17 protein-coding genes are annotated in these 17130 nt (G+C 74.0%); 10 read left to right on the top strand and 7 right to left on the bottom strand.

Going from position 1 to position 17130, the window contains the following annotated elements; translation table 11 throughout:
* Positions 1-27: 27 nt before the first annotated feature.
* The 7 genes from ACIPPS_RS08780 (at position 28) to ACIPPS_RS08750 (ending at position 8872) form a co-directional block, all read left to right on the top strand.
* Positions 28-2118 (top strand): SpoIIE family protein phosphatase, encoded by a 2091-nt coding sequence (locus ACIPPS_RS08780; protein WP_401428563.1) that lies wholly within the window; start codon positions 28-30, stop codon positions 2116-2118.
* Between the two features lie 92 nt (positions 2119-2210).
* A complete protein-coding gene (locus ACIPPS_RS08775) occupies positions 2211-3578 on the top strand; it encodes a wax ester/triacylglycerol synthase family O-acyltransferase (RefSeq protein ID WP_401428561.1) in 1368 nt (455 codons plus the stop codon).
* Positions 3579-3615: 37 nt separating this feature from the next.
* Entirely contained in the window at positions 3616-4488 is an 873-nt protein-coding gene (locus tag ACIPPS_RS08770; protein WP_401428559.1) for an Fpg/Nei family DNA glycosylase, read from the top strand.
* 97 nt (positions 4489-4585) lie between these two features.
* Entirely contained in the window at positions 4586-5380 is a 795-nt protein-coding gene (locus tag ACIPPS_RS08765) for a LytR/AlgR family response regulator transcription factor (protein WP_401428557.1), read from the top strand.
* 106 nt (positions 5381-5486) lie between these two features.
* Positions 5487-5888 (top strand): hypothetical protein, encoded by a 402-nt coding sequence (locus ACIPPS_RS08760; RefSeq protein ID WP_401428555.1) that lies wholly within the window; start codon positions 5487-5489, stop codon positions 5886-5888.
* A 15-nt stretch (positions 5889-5903) separates the two neighbouring features.
* Complete coding sequence (locus ACIPPS_RS08755) at positions 5904-7667, top strand: cation acetate symporter (RefSeq protein ID WP_401428553.1); 1764 nt, start codon at positions 5904-5906, stop codon at positions 7665-7667.
* Positions 7664-8872, top strand: coding sequence for a sensor histidine kinase (locus tag ACIPPS_RS08750; protein WP_401428551.1), 1209 nt, complete (start codon positions 7664-7666; stop codon positions 8870-8872). The genes ACIPPS_RS08755 and ACIPPS_RS08750 overlap by 4 nt, the downstream gene beginning before the upstream one ends.
* 8 nt (positions 8873-8880) lie before the next feature.
* On the opposite strand, the gene ACIPPS_RS08745 is transcribed toward ACIPPS_RS08750, so the two are convergent.
* From ACIPPS_RS08745 to ACIPPS_RS08735, 3 genes are all read right to left on the bottom strand, one after another.
* Positions 8881-9375, bottom strand: coding sequence for a hypothetical protein (locus ACIPPS_RS08745; protein ID WP_401428549.1), 495 nt, complete (start codon positions 9373-9375; stop codon positions 8881-8883).
* Between the two features lie 246 nt (positions 9376-9621).
* The gene (locus ACIPPS_RS08740) at positions 9622-10041 is read right to left on the bottom strand and encodes a PaaI family thioesterase (protein ID WP_401428547.1); all 420 of its coding nucleotides are present in this window, start codon (positions 10039-10041) and stop codon (positions 9622-9624) included.
* A 4-nt stretch (positions 10042-10045) separates the two neighbouring features.
* Positions 10046-10621: a sigma-70 family RNA polymerase sigma factor gene (locus ACIPPS_RS08735; RefSeq protein WP_401428545.1), complete on the bottom strand. Its 576-nt coding sequence runs from the start codon at positions 10619-10621 to the stop codon at positions 10046-10048.
* Between the two features lie 261 nt (positions 10622-10882).
* Here ACIPPS_RS08735 and ACIPPS_RS08730 point away from each other — a divergent pair, with 261 nt between their 5' ends.
* Together ACIPPS_RS08730 and ACIPPS_RS08725 are read left to right on the top strand one after the other, a co-directional pair.
* Entirely contained in the window at positions 10883-12079 is a 1197-nt protein-coding gene (locus tag ACIPPS_RS08730) for a CapA family protein (protein WP_401428543.1), read from the top strand.
* 148 nt (positions 12080-12227) lie between these two features.
* Positions 12228-13094: a polysaccharide deacetylase family protein gene (locus tag ACIPPS_RS08725; RefSeq protein WP_401428541.1), complete on the top strand. Its 867-nt coding sequence runs from the start codon at positions 12228-12230 to the stop codon at positions 13092-13094.
* Positions 13095-13175: 81 nt separating this feature from the next.
* On the opposite strand, the gene ACIPPS_RS08720 is transcribed toward ACIPPS_RS08725, so the two are convergent.
* Entirely contained in the window at positions 13176-13826 is a 651-nt protein-coding gene (locus tag ACIPPS_RS08720) for a class F sortase (protein WP_401428539.1), read from the bottom strand.
* Between the two features lie 367 nt (positions 13827-14193).
* On the opposite strand from ACIPPS_RS08720, the gene ACIPPS_RS08715 reads away from it, so the two are divergent.
* Positions 14194-14721, top strand: a complete 528-nt coding sequence (locus tag ACIPPS_RS08715) for a hypothetical protein (RefSeq protein ID WP_401428536.1) — start codon at positions 14194-14196, stop codon at positions 14719-14721.
* A gap of 145 nt (positions 14722-14866) precedes the next feature.
* Here ACIPPS_RS08715 and ACIPPS_RS08710 read toward each other — a convergent pair whose 3' ends face one another.
* From ACIPPS_RS08710 to ACIPPS_RS08700, 3 genes are all read right to left on the bottom strand, one after another.
* Complete coding sequence (locus ACIPPS_RS08710) at positions 14867-15427, bottom strand: hypothetical protein (protein ID WP_401428533.1); 561 nt, start codon at positions 15425-15427, stop codon at positions 14867-14869.
* A 240-nt stretch (positions 15428-15667) separates the two neighbouring features.
* Complete coding sequence (locus ACIPPS_RS08705) at positions 15668-16432, bottom strand: hypothetical protein (RefSeq protein ID WP_401428531.1); 765 nt, start codon at positions 16430-16432, stop codon at positions 15668-15670.
* Between the two features lie 19 nt (positions 16433-16451).
* Positions 16452-17033 (bottom strand): hypothetical protein, encoded by a 582-nt coding sequence (locus tag ACIPPS_RS08700; protein ID WP_401428529.1) that lies wholly within the window; start codon positions 17031-17033, stop codon positions 16452-16454.
* Positions 17034-17130: the final 97 nt, after the last annotated feature.

Genomic DNA, 17130 nt, shown 5'->3' with positions numbered 1-17130 from the left:
CGCCGGGGCTGCGCCTAGCGTGGCCCCATGAGCGCGGGAAGCGGGGGAGGCGGAGCGGCGGATCCCTGCCGCTGCGGATCGGGACCAGGGGGTCCGACGTGCTGCTTCCTCCGGGACTACGGCCGGGCGTTCCGGATGGGCAGTTTCGACTGGGACCTGCTCACCGGGGTGATGACCATGGACGAGGGCGCCCTCCGGGTCTTCGACATGAGCCCCGAGGAGTACGACGGCGACCCGACCACCCTCAACTCCCGTGTGACGCCCGACGAGGGCCGCCAGCTCGACACGCTCGTCACCCACGCGCTGAAGGACGGCAGCGACCACTACGGCGCGTACTTCCGCGTCCGCATGCGCGGCGGCACACCGCGCTGGACGCACACCGAGGGCCAGATCCAGCGGGACGCGACCGGCCGCCCGGTCCGTATCGTCGGCATCCTGCGGGACGCCTCCGAGGAGGTCACCGAGCAGGCCGCCCGGCTCGGCCTCGACGAGGGCAGACGCGAGCGCACCAGCGTCGTCGAGGGGACCACCGCCGCCCTGGCCCACGCCCGGACCGTGCAGGACGTCATCGACCTCCTCAACGACTCGCACGGGCTGGAGAACTTCGGCGCCACCAGCCTCGTCATGGGCCTCCTGGAGTCCGGCCGGATCCACCTCGTCGCCGAGGGCCCCGTCGGCGCCTTCGTGCCCGGCACCCGATTCACCCGGGTGGACGAGCCGTACCCGATGGGTGAGGTGATCAGGACCCTCAGGCCCCGCTTCATCGACTCGCCCGAGGACTTCGCCACCTCCTACCCGGTCCTCTGGCCCCACATCAGCGGTCTCGGGATCACCTCGGCGGCCTACCTCCCCCTCATCGCCCAGGCCCGCCCGATCGGCGCGCTCGGACTGCTCTACAGCGACCGGACCGGCTTCAGCGCCGACGAACGCAACCTGCTGGTCGCGCTCGGCAGCAGCATCGCGCAGAGCCTCGCCCGCGCCATGCTCTACGAGCAGGAGCACGACCTCGCCGAGGGGCTCCAGCAGGCGATGCTGCCGCGCCGCATCCCCGACGTGCCGGGCGCCCAGATAGCCGTCCGGTACCGCTCGGCCCGCCTCGGCAGGGACATCGGCGGCGACTGGTACGACATCATCCCGCTGCCCGGCGGTCGGGTCGGGGCCGTCGTCGGAGACGTCCAGGGCCACGACACCCACGCGGCTGCCGTCATGGGGCAGCTGCGGATCGTGCTGCGGGCGTACGCGGCCGAGGGGCACAGCCCCGCGACGGTCATCGCCCGGGCCTCCGTCTTCCTCCACGAACTCGACACCGACCGCTTCGCCACCTGCACCTACGTCGAGGCCGACCTCACGACGGGGACCCTCCAGGTGGTCCGCGCCGGGCACGTCGACCCGCTGCTCCAGGACACCGACGGAAGCTGCCGCCGACTGCCGGTGGAGGGCGGCCTGCCGCTGGGTCTGTCGGCCGAGTTCGACCGCCTCGACCACCCGGCGACCACGCTGGAGCTGTCCCCGGGCCAGACCCTGCTGCTGTACACCGACGGACTGGTGGAGAAGCCGGGCTCGGACCTCGACGACGGGCTGCGCTGGCTCTCCTCGCTGGTACGCGGCGGACCGCGCGACCTCCAGGAGCTCGCCGACCACCTCTGCGAGGTGGTGGACGAGCGCGGCGGCGAGGACGACGTGGCGCTCCTGCTGTTGCGGCGGCAGGGGGCCCACGTCCCCCGGTCCGGCGGCCGGCTCCAGCAGCACGTGGCGCAGAGCGACCCGGAGGCGCTCAGCTCGGCCCGGCACATGATCCGCGCGGCCGTACGGGCCTGGGGCGCGGGGGAGCGCTCGGACGAGATCGAGCTGGTCGCCGACGAGCTGATGACCAACGCGCTGATGCACACCGACGGCGGGGCGATCGTCACCCTGCGGATGCTGGCGGGCCCCGAACGCCGGCTCCGGGTGGAGGTGGAGGACCGCTCCAGCGCGCTGCCCCGGCGCCGGGAGGCGGGGGAGGCGGGTGTCTCCGGACGAGGCCTGATGCTCGTCGACCGGCTCTCCGACGTCTGGGGCGTCGAGTCGCGCGGCAGTGGCAAGTGCGTATGGTGCGAGTTCAGAATTAACCCTGCGTAAACAGACCGTACTTGACCGTAACGGATCGTACGCGATTGACTGCGGTTTCCGGCCGTCCGACCGCCCACCCCACACCCGCACATGGGGACACCTTGAGCAGCGAGCTACTGGCACCCCTCGACCTGGCCTTCTGGCATCTCGAGTCCACCGACCACCCCATGCACCTGGGCGCCCTCGCCCACTTCGGCCCGCTCCCCTCCGACGGCGACCCGTGCGACGTCCTGGAGCTGCTGGGGAGCCGCGCCGCCGCGATTCCCCGGCTGCGGATGCGGATCCGCGACGTCCTGCTCCCCGTCGGCGGCGCCGCCTGGAGCACGGACCCGCACTTCGACGTACGCCGGCACGTGCGGGCGATCGCGGTGCCCGGCACCGACTTCGGCGCCGCGACCGCCCGGCTGGCGGGTGAACTCATGGAACGGCCGGTCGAACGCGGGCTGCCGCCCTGGGAGATGTACCTGCTCACCGGCGCGCCCGACGGCTCGTTCGCCGTCCTCGTCAAGCTCCACCACGCCCTCGCCGACGGGATGCGGGCCGTCGCCATCGGCGCCGGGATCTTCGACGAGATCGCCGCCGTCACCCGCCGGGCCGCCCGCGCGCCGGGCGGCCGCAGGCCTCGCTCCGTACCGCCGCGCTCCTGGCTGCCGGGCCCCGGCCGGATCATGGGCGCCGCCCGCGAGCGGATCGGCGCCCTCGGCCGGGCCGTCGAGGTCGGGGCCTCCGTGGTCGGCGCCTCCGTCGCCCGGGCCGGCCGCCCCGACGGGTCCGCGACGGCCGCCCTCGCCGCCGACTCCAGCGGGACGCGCCGGGTCGCCACCACCGTCCTCGACCTGGACCGCGTCCACCAGGTCCGCCGGAGCTCGGGCGGTACCGCCAACGACGTCCTGCTCGCCGTCGTCGCCGGAGGGCTGCGCCGCTGGCTCCACGGGCGCGGCGCGCCGCTCCCCGGCGCCGACCCGCGCGCCCTGGTCCCCGTCTCCCGACGGCGCCCCGGCGCCCCCGCGGGCACCGGCAACAGCCTCTCCGCCTACCTCCTCACCCTCCCCGTCACCGAGGCCGACCCCGCCGCCCGGCTGGCCTCCGTACGCCGGGACATGGACCGCAACAAGGCCGACGGACCGTTGCGGGGAGCCGGAGCGCTGGCCGTCCTCGCCGACCAACTGCCGCCCCTGGCCCACCGCTTCGGCGCCCCGCTGGCCTCCGGCGCCGCCCGTCTGCTCTTCGACGTCCTGGTCACCAACGTGCCGCTGCCCCGCTCGGCCCTCTCCCTCGGCGGCGCCCCGCTGCGCACCCTCTTCCCGATGGCCCCGCTCGCCCGGGGCCAGTCGCTCGCCGTCGCCATGTCCCCCTACGGCGGCCGCGTCCATGTCGGCCTGGTCGCCGACGGCAAGGCCGTCCCAGACCTCGACGTGCTGGCCGCCGCCCTCGCCGAGGAGCTCGACCTCCTCCACGAGGCCGGTTGAGCGCGCGTACGGGCGGCCGCTGCGGCAGGGTGGTGGCATGCCCGAACTGCCCGAGGTGGAAGCCCTCCGCGAGTTCCTCGACGAACATCTGGTGGGCAAGGAGATCGCCCGCGCCCTGCCCGTCGCGATCAGCGTGCTCAAGACGTACGACCCGCCCCTGAGCGCCGTCGACGGCGCCACCGTCAGCGAGGTGGCCCGGCACGGCAAGTTCCTCGACATCGCCACCGACGGCCCGACGGGCCGGCTCCACCTCCTGGTCCATCTGGCGCGCGCGGGCTGGCTCCAGTGGAGGGACCCGCTGCCCTCCGGTCCGCCGCGCCCCGGCAAGGGGCCCCTCGCGTTGCGGACCGCGCTCACCGGCGGCGACGGCTTCGACCTGACCGAGGCCGGGACCACCAAGCGGCTCGCCGTCCACCTGGTCCGCGACCCGCAGGACGTGCCCGGCGTCGCCCGCCTCGGCCCCGACCCGCTCGCCGAGGACTTCGACCTCGCCGCCTTCAGCGCCCTGCTCAGCGGGGAGCGGCGGCAGATCAAGGGCGCCCTGCGCGACCAGAGCCTGATCGCCGGCATCGGCAACGCCTACAGCGACGAGATCCTCCACGCCGCGAAGACGTCCCCCTTCAAACCGACCCAGAACCTGACCGAGGCCGAGACCGCCGTCCTCTACGAGGCCCTGCGCACCACCCTGCGCGAGGCCGTCGAGCGCTCGCACGGCCTGGCGGCGGGCAGGCTCAAGGCCGAGAAGAAGAGCGGCCTGCGCGTCCACGGCCGGACCGGTGAGGCCTGCCCGGTCTGCGGGGACACCATCCGGGAGGTGTCGTTCCACGACTCCTCCCTCCAGTACTGCCCCACCTGCCAGACCGGCGGCAAGCCGCTCGCCGACCGCCGGACCTCCAAGTTCCTGAAGTAGCGCCCGCCGGACGTCCCCGTTCCCGAAGCGCCCGCGCCCGCCGGACCTCCACGTTCCCGAAGCAGCGCCCGCGGGCCCCTCCCTTAGACTCCGCCGCATGCTGCGCGTACTGGCCGTCGACGACGAGGCCCCCGCCCTCGGGGAACTGCTCTACCTCCTGCGTGCCGATCCGCGGATCCGCAGCGCCGAGGGCGCCACCGACGCCACCGAGGCCCTGCGCAGGATCGGCCGCGCCCTGGAGGCGGGCCCCGACAGCGACGAGGCCATCGACGTCGTCTTCCTCGACATCCACATGGCAGGGCTCACCGGACTCGATCTCGCCCGGCTGCTCGCGGGGTTCGCCCGGCCGCCCCTGATCGTCTTCGTCACGGCCCACGAGGGCTTCGCCGTGCAGGCCTTCGACCTCAAGGCCGTGGACTACGTCCTCAAGCCCGTACGCCGTGAACGGCTCGCCGAGGCCGTCCGCCGGGTCCGCGAACTGGTGCACGCCCCGGCCGCGTCCCCCGCCCCCTCCTCACCGGCCGCGTCCTCCGCCGCCCAGGCCGCCCCCGCCGCGGCGCCCGAGCAGATACCGGTCGAACTCGGCGGGATCACCCGGTTCGTGGCCGTCGACGCCATCGTCTACGTCGAGGCGCAGGGCGACTACGCGCGGCTGCACACCGACGAGGGCAGCCACCTCGTCCGTATCCCGCTCTCCACCCTGGAGGAGCGCTGGGCCGCCCGCGGCTTCGTGCGCATCCACCGCAGCCACCTCGTCGCCCTCGCCCGCATCGACGAACTCCGGCTCGACGGCGGCGCCACCTCCGTCCGCCTCGGCTCCACCGAGCTGGCCGTCAGCCGGCGCCACGCACGCCAGCTCAGGGACCTCCTCATGCGCCGCGCGGGCGGCTGACCGGAGCCGCGGAAGCGGCCGGCCGGCGAGGTCGCCGACGGCTCTACCGTGCGTGGACACCGCTGCGTAGACTCCGTTGCCTCCACAGCCCCTGCGAGGTCGCCCGATGCCGGAGCGGACACCGACGTCCGAGGAACCCACGCCGCGCCGGCCGCGGCGCGAGACCGTCACGCGCGCCTCCGCGCTCCGGGCCGGCGGTCTGCCCACCCAGCGGTTCCCCGGCCACCCGCCCGCCCGCTCCGAGATCAGCGAGCAGACCACCCTCGGCCACACCTACGTCCGCTCCCTGATGCGCAGCCAGCTGCGGGCCGGCCTCACCGCGCTCGGCGCGCTCGCCCTCTGTGTCGGCCCGCTGCCGCTGCTGCTCGCGCTGCCCGCGCCCGAGGCCGTCGTCTGGATCGCGCTCGGCGTCGGCGTCCACCCGGTCATCTGGGCCGTCGCCCACTGGTACGTCCGCCGCTCCGAACGCAACGAACGCGACTTCACCCGCCTCGTCGAGGGCCGCTGAGCGCGGGGGCCGGACGTGAACCACACCTACGCGGTGACCGCCGTCACCGCCGTCGTCCTCGCGACCGTGCTCATCGGCGCGCTCGGCCTGCGGATATCCCGGACGACCTCCGACTTCTACGTCGCCTCCCGCAGCGTGCGGCCCGGCCTCAACGCCGCCGCCATCAGCGGCGAGTACCTCTCCGCCGCCTCCTTCCTCGGCATCGCGGGCCTCGTCCTCGTCCAGGGCCCGGACATGCTCTGGTACCCCGTCGGCTACACCGCCGGCTATCTCGTCCTGCTCGTCCTGGTCGCCGCCCCGCTGCGCCGCTCGGGGGCCTACACCCTCTCCGACTTCGCCGAGGCCCGGCTCGCGTCCCCGCCCGCCCGGCGGCTCGCCAGCCTCTTCGTCGTCGGCATCGGCTGGCTCTACCTGCTGCCGCAGCTCCAGGGCGCGGGCCTCACTCTGGAGATCCTCACCGGGGCGCCCGACTGGGTCGGCGGGCTGCTCGTCGCCCTCGTCGTCACCGGCATCGTCGCGGCCGGCGGCATGCGCAGCATCACCTTCGTGCAGGCCTTCCAGTACTGGCTGAAACTCACCGCCCTGCTCGTGCCCGCGCTCTTCCTGACCGCCGCCTGGTTCGGCGACGACGCGCCCCGCGTCCGCTTCGACGCGCCGGCCGTCTTCCGCGAGCACACGGTCGTCAAGGTCGCCGACACCGTACGGATCGAGCTCGACGCCCCGTTGACGCTCACCGTCACCGGCCGCGTCGACTCCCTGCCGTACGAGGGCGGGACCGTCACCCTGGACGAGGGAGCCCACCGCGTCGAGGGCGGCACCGCGCTCGCCTTCCCCGCGGGCGCGCCCGTCCCCACCCGCGCCTCCACCGGCGCCGATCCCCTCGGCTGGTCCCAGCCGCTGGCCGGCGGGCGCGACGGGCACCAGCTCTACGCCACGTACGGGCTGATCCTCGCCACCTTCCTCGGCACCATGGGACTGCCCCATGTGGCCGTCCGCTTCTACACCAGCCCCAACGGCCGGGCCGCCCGCCGCACGACGCTGGTCGTCCTCGGGCTCGTCGGCGCGTTCTACCTGCTGCCGCCGGTGTACGGGGCGCTCGGCCGGATCTACGCCCCCGAACTCGCGCTCACCGGAGCCGCCGACGCCGCCGTGCTCGTGCTGCCCGAGCGGATGCTCGGCGGGGTCCTCGGCGATCTGCTGGGCGCGCTCCTGGCCGGCGGCGCCTTCGCCGCCTTCCTCTCCACCGCCTCCGGGCTGACGATGGCGGTCGCCGGCGTCCTCACCCAGGACGTGCTGCCCTCCCGGGGCGTACGGCACTTCCGGCTGGCGACCGTGCTGGCCACGGCCGTGCCGCTGACGGCCGGGGTCTTCGCCTCGAAGGTCCCGGTGGCCGACGCCGTCGGCCTCGCCTTCGCGGTCTCCGCGTCGTCCTTCTGCCCGCTGCTCGTCCTCGGCATCTGGTGGCGCCGGCTCACCCCGCCCGGTGCGATGGCCGGGCTGGTGCTCGGCGGCGGCTCCGCGCTCACGGCCGTGATGGCGACCCGCGCGGGCCTGCCGGACGAGGGCTGGCCACACACGCTGATGGCCTGGCCGGCGGTCTGGTCGGTGCCGCTCGGTTTCCTCACGATGATCCTGGTCTCGCTCGCCACCCCACGGCACATCCCGGCCGCGACCCCGGCGCTCCTCGCCCGCCTCCACCTCCCGGAGGCGTTCACCGGGCGCCCCGGGACCGGGCGCCCCGGACCCGGGCAGGTCGAGGCACGGGAGGCCGAGCGATGACCGGGATCGAACTCGCCGCCTCCGCCGCCGTCGGCGCCGTACTCCTCGCCCTCGGCTTCTCCCTCGGGCGGCTCGCCACGCGCCGGGGCGACCAGGCGGCCGACCTCGACCTGGGCACGCCCGTCGAGCGCGCCACCTTCCACACCCTGCACACCGCCTCGCTCGCCGCCCCGCCCCTGCGCGCCGGCCTGACCGAGGACACCGCGCGCAAGGCGGTCCGCCGGCTGCGTCCGCTGCTGGGCACGGAGGCGCTCTGCCTGACCGACCGGTCCGCCGTCCTCGCCTGGGACGGGCCGGGCGAGAGGCACCACCGCGAGCACGTCATGGAGCGGGTCACCCCGATCCTCGACTCCGGCCGCAGCCTGTCCGCGCACACCGACTGCGCCGACGTCACCTGTCCGCTGCGCTGGGTCGTGATCGCCCCGCTGACCGGCGAGGACGGCGTGCTCGGCGCGCTCGTCGCCTACGGTTCGCGGGAGTCGGCCGTCCTCGTCCGGGCCGCGACCGAGGTCGCCCGCTGGGTCTCCGTCCAGCTCGAACTCTCCGAGCTGGACCGCTCGCGGACCAGGATCGTGGAGGCCGAGATCAGAGCCCTGCGCGCCCAGATCTCCCCGCACTTCATCTTCAACTCCCTGGCCGCCATCGCCTCGTTCGTCCGCACCGACCCCGAGCGGGCGCGGGAGCTGCTCCTCGAGTTCGCCGACTTCACCCGCTACTCCTTCCGCAGGCACGGCGAGTTCGCTCAGCTGGCCGACGAACTGCGCGCCATCGAGCAGTACTTGGCGCTCGCCGGAGCGCGCTTCGGCGACCGGCTCACGGTCACGCTCCAGATCGCGCCCGAGGTGTTGCCGGTGGCCCTGCCGTTCCTCTGCCTGCAGCCGCTGGTGGAGAACGCCGTCAAGCACGGCCTGGAGGACAGCGTGCACGCCTGCCGGGTCACCATCGCCGCCCGCGACGCGGGCGCGGAGGCCGTCGTCGTCATCGAGGACGACGGGGTGGGCATGGACCCGGCCGTGCTGCGCGCCGTCCTCCTCGGGGAGCGGCCCACCGGCTCCGGCATCGGCCTGTCCAACGTCGACGAGCGGCTCCGCCAGGTGTACGGCCCCGACCACGGTCTGGTCATCGAGACCGGGATCGACGCGGGGATGAAGGTGACCGTACGGATCCCCAAGTACCGTCCCGGTGTGCACCCGACGGCTCCCTGACCCCGCGATCAGTAGAGATGCAGGGCCAGATGGCCGAGCGGAAGCCCCAACTTCCAGGCGGGCAGCCAGGTGTGGCCGCACTCGTCCACGGGGAACCCGGAGCCGGCGGGCGGCAGGCCGCCCAGGTCGGCGGCCCAGACGCTGGTCGCCCGGAGGAGCCGCCAGGTCTCCCGGGCCAGGGCGAGGTCGGGCCCGTCCTCGCCCGCGTGGGCCCGCTCGGCGAGCCGCGCCCGGACCCACTGCGGCCAGGGGTGGTCGTACGAGGTCTTGGCGAGCCACTCGTCGAGCCGGCCCGCGGACCGGGCCCCGCCCGGGGCGTCCGGGTCCTCGCAGAGATGGATGGTGAGCGCGAGCGTCTGCCGGCCGGCCCGGTACTCCAGGGTGCCGGGCTCGACGAGACAGCCGGTGCGCAGCAGATCGTCGGCTATGAACTCGGCACACAGCCATGCCATCGGGACGGCGAGCCCGCCCCCGCTGGTGCCGTTCGTACTCTCGGGCAGCAACGCTCCCACCTTCTCCCGGACATGTCGGTCGGCGATCCCGACCACGAGCCTCCACCGAGGAAGACGCGCGCGGGTCGCTCTTTACTCAACTCGCCGGTGTGGTTTCGGATACGTTTCTCCGCCGGATCGGTGCCGCTGCGTCCCAGGAGGGCACGGGGGCTGCTGAGGCGTCCGGGGCAGCGCGCGCGAGGCTCGGCGCGCTGCCGTACTCCCGCGCGACGCAGGCCGGCCGACGACCGGCCCGGCTCAGCCCAGGAGCGCGTACACGGCCGTCGCGTGCGCGGCCGTCTCCTCCGTGCCCTCGGCCGTCATGGTGATGTCCGCGAAGGCCATCCGCTTGCCGGTCTTGGTCAGCCGCGCCCGGATCAGCACGTCCGTGCCGAGCACCGGCCGCTGGAAGCTGATGGACTGCTGGACCGTCGTCATCGGGACGAAGCCGCCGCGGGCGGCCGCGACCGCGATCACCGTCGCCGTGTCGGCGGCGGCCATCAGCGCCTGGCCCGAGAGACCTCCGCCCTCCCGGGCCAGCCGGTCGGACCAGGGGAGGCGGAGCACCGCCTCCCGGTCGTCGACCGAGACCACCGTGAGCCCCAGGTCGAGCACCCAGGGGGCGAAGTTGTCGGCGAGTACCTTGTCCGCGGCGGCGGTAGTCAGCGTCGGCGTCACCCGGTCATTGTGCGGCCCCGGCGTGGGGGCGGGCAACGGCGCGGTGCCGGGGCCGGTAGCCGGGCAACTGGTGGCCGAGCTGACGCAGCGCGTAGTGGGAGCGGGACTTGACCGTCCCGGCGGGTATGCCGAGGTCGGCCGCCGCCTCGTTGACGGTCAGTCCGTGGAAGTAGAGCCGTACCAGCACCGCCCGGTGCTCCGGACTGAGGCCGCGGACGGCGGCGCGGACGTCGAGGGCGGCGACCGCGGACTCGGTGGTGTCGGCCGGGTCGGGGGTGGCGGCCAGTATCCCGTCGCCGATCTCGGTGGGCCGGGCGAGCCGTGAGCGCCGGGCGTCGATGGCGAGCCGCCGGGCCACGGTGAAGAGCCAGGGGCGCATCGAGTCGTAGGGCCCGTCGAAGGCCTCCGGGTGGAGCCAGGCCCGTACCAGCGTCTCCTGCGCCAGGTCCTCGGCGCGCTGCCGGTCGCCGTTGGTGAGGCCGAGCAGGAAGCCGAGCAGCGCCGGACCGTGGTCCCGCTGAAGCTCCGCGAGGGCCCGCTCGTCCGTCGTGGCCGTCCTCGTCGCGGTCGCCGTCGTCATGCTCCACACCTCTCCTGCCGGCTCGTCGTCCCGGGCGTATACGAACGCATACGGGCGACAAGGGACAGAGAACGCGCGATTGTCTGCGACGAGCGGTCGCACCGAGCGGCGAATGGTGCGATGAGCGGTCAGGCGGACGGCCTTCATCCGTTTCGGCGGGGTTTGTAGCCCGATGAGCCTTTAGGCCTTGACTAGGTCATTCATCCCCTGTCAATTCATCAGGAAAAGGTGTTCATCCTATGAATTGGGCGGAGCCGGTAGATGACCCCACGTACGAGACGGCGGGCGGTGGCTTTGGCGGCCGTCCTGCTCACGGCGGCGACCGGCTGTTCCGGAAGCGTCGGAACACCCGACGCCCCGGCCGTCGGCAAGGAACCGGCGCGCCCCGCGGCCCCGTCGGCCGCCCCGGGGGGAGCCTCGGCCAGGACCGGCTTCACCCTCGTCGCCTCCGGCGACATCCTGCCGCACGACTCGATCATCCAGAAGGCCGCCGCCGACGCGCACGGCCAGGGGTACGACTTCCGCCCGATGCTCTCCGGGGTCAAGGGCGTGGTCTCCGGGGCCGACCTGGCGATCTGCCACATGGAGACCGTGTACGGAGCGGAGGGCGGGCCCTACACCGGCTACCCCGCCTTCAAGTCGCCGCCCGAGATCGCCCCCGCCCTCAAGGAGACCGGGTACGACTCCTGCTCCACCGCCTCCAACCACACCCTCGACGACGGCGTCGCCGGCCTCACCCGGACCCTCGACGCCCTGGACAGGGCCGGTGTCCGGCACGCCGGCTCCGCCCGGACGGCCGAGGAGGCGGACCGCCCCACCCTGCTCAGGGCGGGCGACGCGACCGTCGCCCAGCTCGCGTACACCTACGACACCAACGGCTATCCCCTGCCGGAAGGGAAGCCCTGGGCGGTCAACCTGATCGACGAGGAGAGAATCGTCGCCGACGCCCGGGCCGCCCGGCGGGCCGGCGCCGACGTCGTCGTGGTCAGCATCCACTGGGGCACCGAATGGCAGACCGCCCCCGACGACCGCCAGCTCACCCTCGCCCGCTCCCTCACCGCCTCGCGGACCGGCGGACGCCCCGACATCGACCTGATCCTCGGCACCCACGCGCACGTCCCGCAGGCGTACGAGAAGGTCAACGGCACCTGGGTGATCTACGGCATGGGCGACCAGATCGCCGGCGACATGATCAACCACGCCGGCTCCTTCGACCCCCGGGGCAACCAGTCCAGCCTGGGGCGTTTCACCTTCACCCCGCCCACGGCCCCCGGCGCGCGGTGGGAGGTCGCCAAGGCGGAGTTCCTCCCGCAGTGGTTCGACACGGGCCGGGGCCGGGCCGTCGACCTCAACGCGGCCATCAGGAAGGGGGAGCCCCTCACCGCCGTACGCGACACCGTTCGCGGCGTCGTCCTGGGCCGGGGCGCGGCCAAGGACGGCCTCGTGATGGGGGAGTAGGGCGACCCTCGCCGCGGGCGGTGGCGGCCGTGTCGGCGCCGGCCCTTCGAGGCTATCGGCTCATCGGGTGTTTTCGGACGGGCGTCCGGTGTGGATGAGGGGTGCGGGCCTTCGGCCATGCGAGCCATTGGTCATGAAAAAGGATCAGATGCCTACCGGGCGCCGGGCGGTCCTGCGCATCGCCGCCGCCCTGGGAGCCACCGCCACGGTCGGCGTCCTCGCCGCCGACCGCTTCGGCGCCCCGCCGGGCGCCCCCCAGGCCCTCGCGCCGGAGGCCGCCGCAGGTCCCGCACCCGGAGGGCCCGGCGGTACCCCCGCCGCGGGCGCGCCCGCGGGCGGCCGACTGCGGCCCTCCTCGTACCGGCTCCAGCCGATGACGGCGTACGCGCCCCCGGCCTACCGCCGGGCGGTCCCGCCCGTCCGGCAGCGGCCGTTCCTCCAGATGTCCGGCGTCGGTCGTTCGATGGTGCTGACGTTCGACGACGGGCCCGACCCCCGCTACACCCCCGAGATCCTCGCCACCCTGCGGCGCTACGGGTGCCGGGCGATGTTCTTCGTCTGCGGCGAGATGGCGACCGTCAACCGGGACCTGGTACGGGAGATGGCGGCCGACGGGCACGTGGTCGGCAACCACTCCTGGTCGCATCCGCTCATCCCCAAGCTGCGGCCCTCCGGAATCCGCGACGAACTCGGCTCCACCAGCGACCTCGTGGAGAAGATCCTGGGCTCCGCCCCGCTCTGGTACCGCGCCCCGTTCGGGGCCTGGAACCGGCACTCGTTCGAGATCGGGGCCGAGCTCGGCATGGAGCCCCTCGCCTGGACCGTCGACACCCTCGACTGGCAGGAGCCGGGCACCGGGAGCATCGTGCGCCGGGTCCTCGACGGGGCGGCGCCCGGAGTCGTGGTGCTCTCGCACGACGCGGGCGGCAACCGCGCGCAGAGCGTCGCCGCGCTCAAGCGGTACCTGCCCGAACTCCTCGACGCCGGCTACAGCATCACCGTCCCCCGGCGCTGAGCGGCGCCCCTCCGGCACGCGGAGAAGGCCCCCGGACCTCCGGGGGCCTTCTCCGCGTGCGTTCTCCGCGTGTCGTACGGGTCAGCGCGAGCCGACCATGCGGGCGTACACCACCACGTTGCCGTCGTAGCCGGTGGCCCGGGAGTAGCCGCCGCCGCAGGTGATGACCCGCAGTTCGGGCTCCCCGTTGTCGCCGTAGACCTGGACGCCCGGGAAGTTGTTCTTGGCGTACACCTCGACGCCGTAGATCTCGAAGACGGCCACCCGGCCGTCGTACCGCTCCACCTCGACGTGCTGGCCCTTCTCCAGCGACCCGAGGCCGTAGAAGACCGCGGGGCCCGCCGAGTTGTCGACATGGCCGACGAGGACGGCGGTGCCGCGCTGCCCCGGTGCGATGCCGTTCTGGTACCAGCCGGCCAGGTTCGGGTCCTCCGGCGGCGGCGCCGCGATCCAGCCGTCCTGGTCGAGGCCGACGTCCATGAGGGGTGCCGCGACGCGGATGGCCGGGATGCTCACGCGCGACGCGGGTGCGTACGGCAGGGGTTCGAGTCCGTCGGGCGCGTGGGGCGGCGACCCGATCGCTTGAGGTCGCGCCGCGGCCGCCGGCTGCGGCGGGAGGTCGGTGTCGACCCCGTTGCGCATCATCGCCAGGCCGGACAGCATGACGAGAGCGAGCGCGCCCCACGGCTGGCGTCTCCTCGGCACAAGGACGCTGAAGTCCTTGGGGCTCATGGTTCTCCCTTCGTGGCGTCGTCAGAACGGTAAGGGCGGCCCGGCGGACCGGCGATCAGAGCGGGGCGAACGGGTGGCGGGCCCGGCCACGCGAACCGACGGGGCGCCGGGGCTCCGTGGTACCCGAAGAGCGGGCGGGTGACGGGGACGATGACCCATCCGAGTATTCGTCAGATAACCCTTCTGACGGTCCGTGACCTGCGGCTCCGTCAGATTCGCGGCCGTTTCCCCGGCGTGTCGCCTCACCGGGGTGGACCAGTGCCGAAATGCGCGGATTGCCACTGCTTGTGAGGGTTCGTATTGGAAGGCGTACTCGTCGAACTTCCCGGAGCACCGCTTTGGGGCGTCTTCCACTGGAGGTTCAACCATGCGTGCTGCACGCACTCTGGCGGTGACCGCCACCGCGTTCGCGGCGGTCGGGCTCGCCGCCCCCCTCGCCGCTGCCACCACCGAGCCCGGCAGTGTCACCGTCAACGCCTACGAGGCACCGCGGGGCGGCGACGGTTCCAACGGCGTCACGGTCTCCCCCTTCGCGGTCCACCAGGGCGGACTCCTCACGATCTCCGCCAGGAACTGCGCCGGTGGCACGGTGACGTCCAACGCCTTCCCGACGACCACCCTCTCCGGCAACACCAACGGCGCCTCCACCGCCACGGTCCGCATCTACAACCACGTCACGCCCGGCCAGTACAACCTGTCCGTCCAGTGCGGCAACCGGACGCTCACCCAGTCGTTCCGCGTGCTGGCCGGCCAGGGCGCGCAGGGCGGCATCGGCGGCTCGCTCGCCCCCAGCTCCACGGAGATGGCCGTCGGCGGTTCGCTCGTCGCCGCGGCCGCGCTCGGCGGCGGCCTGTTCATCGCCCGTCGGCGCCGCATGGCAGGCGTCAAGGTCTGACCGGCCGAACCTCCCGGTCGGCCCGCAACGCCCGTCGCCCCCGAACCCTGGTGCACAGGATTCGGGGGCGACGGGCGTGTACGGGGCTTCGGGCCCGGTGGACGACCGTGGGCGGGGGCCCTCGGCGCGGACACCGTCCCGGCCGTCAGTGGCGACGGCCGCGGTCGAGCTGGGACCTGCGCCGTACGGTGAAGACGGTGCCCGCCGCGGCGAGGACCACCAGTCCGGCGCCGGCCGCCAGCGTTCCCGTCCCGATGCCGTCGACCGAGCCGCCGACTCCGCCCTGCACCCCGCGCGGGGTGGTCAGGACGGTGGAGCTGCTGGTCGGCGACGCCGTGGTGCCGCTGATGGTCAGGTTGACGGTGTCGGTGATGCCGCCGGTGCAGTAGAAGGTGACCGTGTAGACGGCACCCCGCTTGGCGTCCCAGTCCACCGTGGCGGTGGCCGAGGACCCGGGGGCGATGGTCACCGTGTCGAAGACGCCCGCCGAGGCCGTCGCCGTGCTGCGGCAGCCGGGCGCCGTGAGTGTCACCCGTCCGCCCGGCGCCACCAGCGAGGGCGACACGACGAAATCGCCCGGCGCCTTCGCCTTGGCGGCCTGCGGATTGGGTGCGGGGGCACCGTCCGCCGCGATGGCGACGGGAGCGGCCAGGGCGAGGGTGGCCGCCCCCAGCAGGGCAGTGGACGCGGCACGTATCGCGCGCATGGAATCCTCCGGTCCCCGAGGAGCAGCAGCGGAAGCGGTTTCCGCACAAGGACAGGGCGTGCACCTCGATGACCGAAACGCTAGGAGCGCATTACCACAGCCGCGATCCCAGGCGGGCGAATGGGGCATGGACGTCCCCCGTCCGGCCCACACGCGCGTCGGACGAGGGTGAAGCGGGGGCCAGGGGGGCGCCCGGACGCTCCCTGGTCACTCCCTGGTGCCCGTCCGACGGCGCGGGCCCTACCCGGGCAGGTTCGGGAACAGGTCGGTGAACGGTGTCGCCGTCGCCGAGATCCCGCGCCCGAACGGCGCGTCGAAGTCCCAGATCAGGAAGAGCAGGAAGGCGATGAGGGCGCTGAACAGGCCCGCGAGCAGCAGTTCCCTGCCGGTGCGCCGGATCTGCAGCGTGAAGATCAGCCCGACCGTCACCAGCGCGCCGGTGATGAGGCCGAACCACACCACCCCGGGCATCGTCGCCCCCGCGCTCTGTCCGCGGGCCCCCCGCGCGTCGTCCACCACACCGACCTGGTCCACCAGCGGCTGGTACGCCTGCCCCTCGTGGTCGGTGGCCGGCTGGTAGTCGGTCACCGACCGGCGCACCTGCTCCAGGAGCCGGGTGCCCTCGTCGCCGAGCTCGCCGTGCTCGGACATGTGGGACCACTCCTCGTCGACCACGTACGAGACGTACGCGTCGACGTCGGCGCGGATCCGGTCCCGTACGTCCGCCGGGTAGACCTGGACGCGCGCCGAGATCTCGTGCAGCGCCTGGGCCTCCTGGCGCACGGTCTCCTGGGCCGCGCCCCGCGCCTCCCAGACACCGGCGATGGCGAGGCCGAGCACGATCGCGTAGATCACGCCGATCATCATCGTCATGTACTCCATGACGTCGGGCGTCGCGGAGGGGTCGTCGTCGTCCGGGACCCGCCGGTTGTTGATGACGACGATGGTGAGGACGACCGCGCAGGCGGCGGCCATCGCGATGGTCAGGACGAGCCATTCGGACATGGTGATTCCTTCGGCGGGCTCAGCGGGAACGGGGGCGCAGGATCGCGGTCGCGAGCACCGCGGGGGCGGTGACGAGCAGCATCATCGTCACGGGCGAGGTACCTCCGGTGGGCTGCGGCCGAGCGGTGCGGCGGTAGGCGGGCAGGGCGACGGGGGTGGCGGCGGGTGGCTTCGGCACCAGCGACGGGGCCGGAGCCGGCGGCGGGGGAGCGGGCGGCTCGGGCGCCGGTGCGGGCCTCGGCGGCGGCGGCGCCGGGACGTGCGGGGCCGGTCGGGGCGGGGGCGGCGGGTCCTCCCGTACGGGCGGAGGGGGCGGCGGGACGGGCTTCGGCGGCGGTGGCGGCTTCGGCGGCGGCTCGGGTTCCGGCGTCGGAGGCGGCGGCGGAGTGGGCGTGGGCGGGGGCGCGGGCGTGGGCGGCGGTGGAGTCGGTGTGGGCGAGCACGCGTCCGGCCCGATGACCGCGACCGAGGTGTTCGAACCGCCCGGCCCGGTCGTGGCGTAGGCACAGGCGTCGGCGGCCGCGGGCGCCGGTGCGGCGAGCAGCCACAGCAGCGCGGCGGCCGGCAGGAGCCGTGCGAGAGGGGATCCGTACAGAGACACGCCGAAGAGCATGATCGCGGCCCCGGCGCACCACGCGGTGAACGGCGCGGATTCCCCGGATGGTGGGGATCTGGGCGCTCATGGGTTTGGCGATCTC

The organism is Streptomyces sp. NPDC090127, assembly GCF_044746945.1.
Classification (GTDB): Bacteria; Actinomycetota; Actinomycetes; order Streptomycetales; family Streptomycetaceae; genus Streptomyces.
Note: the sequence above shows the minus strand (reverse complement) of the source record. Positions and strands in the feature narration are given on the sequence as shown.

Bases quoted from the DNA above. Each gene is read 5' to 3' on its own strand.
- ACIPPS_RS08780 (WP_401428563.1), top strand. From the start codon at position 28: ATGAGCGCGGGAAGCGGGGGAGGCGGAGCGGCGGATCCCTGCCGCTGC.
- ACIPPS_RS08770 (WP_401428559.1), top strand. From the start codon at position 3,616: ATGCCCGAACTGCCCGAGGTGGAAGCCCTCCGCGAGTTCCTCGACGAA.
- ACIPPS_RS08765 (WP_401428557.1), top strand. From the start codon at position 4,586: ATGCTGCGCGTACTGGCCGTCGACGACGAGGCCCCCGCCCTCGGGGAA.
- ACIPPS_RS08760 (WP_401428555.1), top strand. From the start codon at position 5,487: ATGCCGGAGCGGACACCGACGTCCGAGGAACCCACGCCGCGCCGGCCG.
- ACIPPS_RS08750 (WP_401428551.1), top strand. From the start codon at position 7,664: ATGACCGGGATCGAACTCGCCGCCTCCGCCGCCGTCGGCGCCGTACTC.
- ACIPPS_RS08735 (WP_401428545.1), bottom strand. From the start codon at position 10,621: ATGACGACGGCGACCGCGACGAGGACGGCCACGACGGACGAGCGGGCC.
- ACIPPS_RS08730 (WP_401428543.1), top strand. From the start codon at position 10,883: ATGACCCCACGTACGAGACGGCGGGCGGTGGCTTTGGCGGCCGTCCTG.
- ACIPPS_RS08725 (WP_401428541.1), top strand. From the start codon at position 12,228: ATGCCTACCGGGCGCCGGGCGGTCCTGCGCATCGCCGCCGCCCTGGGA.
- ACIPPS_RS08720 (WP_401428539.1), bottom strand. From the start codon at position 13,826: ATGAGCCCCAAGGACTTCAGCGTCCTTGTGCCGAGGAGACGCCAGCCG.
- ACIPPS_RS08715 (WP_401428536.1), top strand. From the start codon at position 14,194: ATGCGTGCTGCACGCACTCTGGCGGTGACCGCCACCGCGTTCGCGGCG.
- ACIPPS_RS08710 (WP_401428533.1), bottom strand. From the start codon at position 15,427: ATGCGCGCGATACGTGCCGCGTCCACTGCCCTGCTGGGGGCGGCCACC.
- ACIPPS_RS08705 (WP_401428531.1), bottom strand. From the start codon at position 16,432: ATGTCCGAATGGCTCGTCCTGACCATCGCGATGGCCGCCGCCTGCGCG.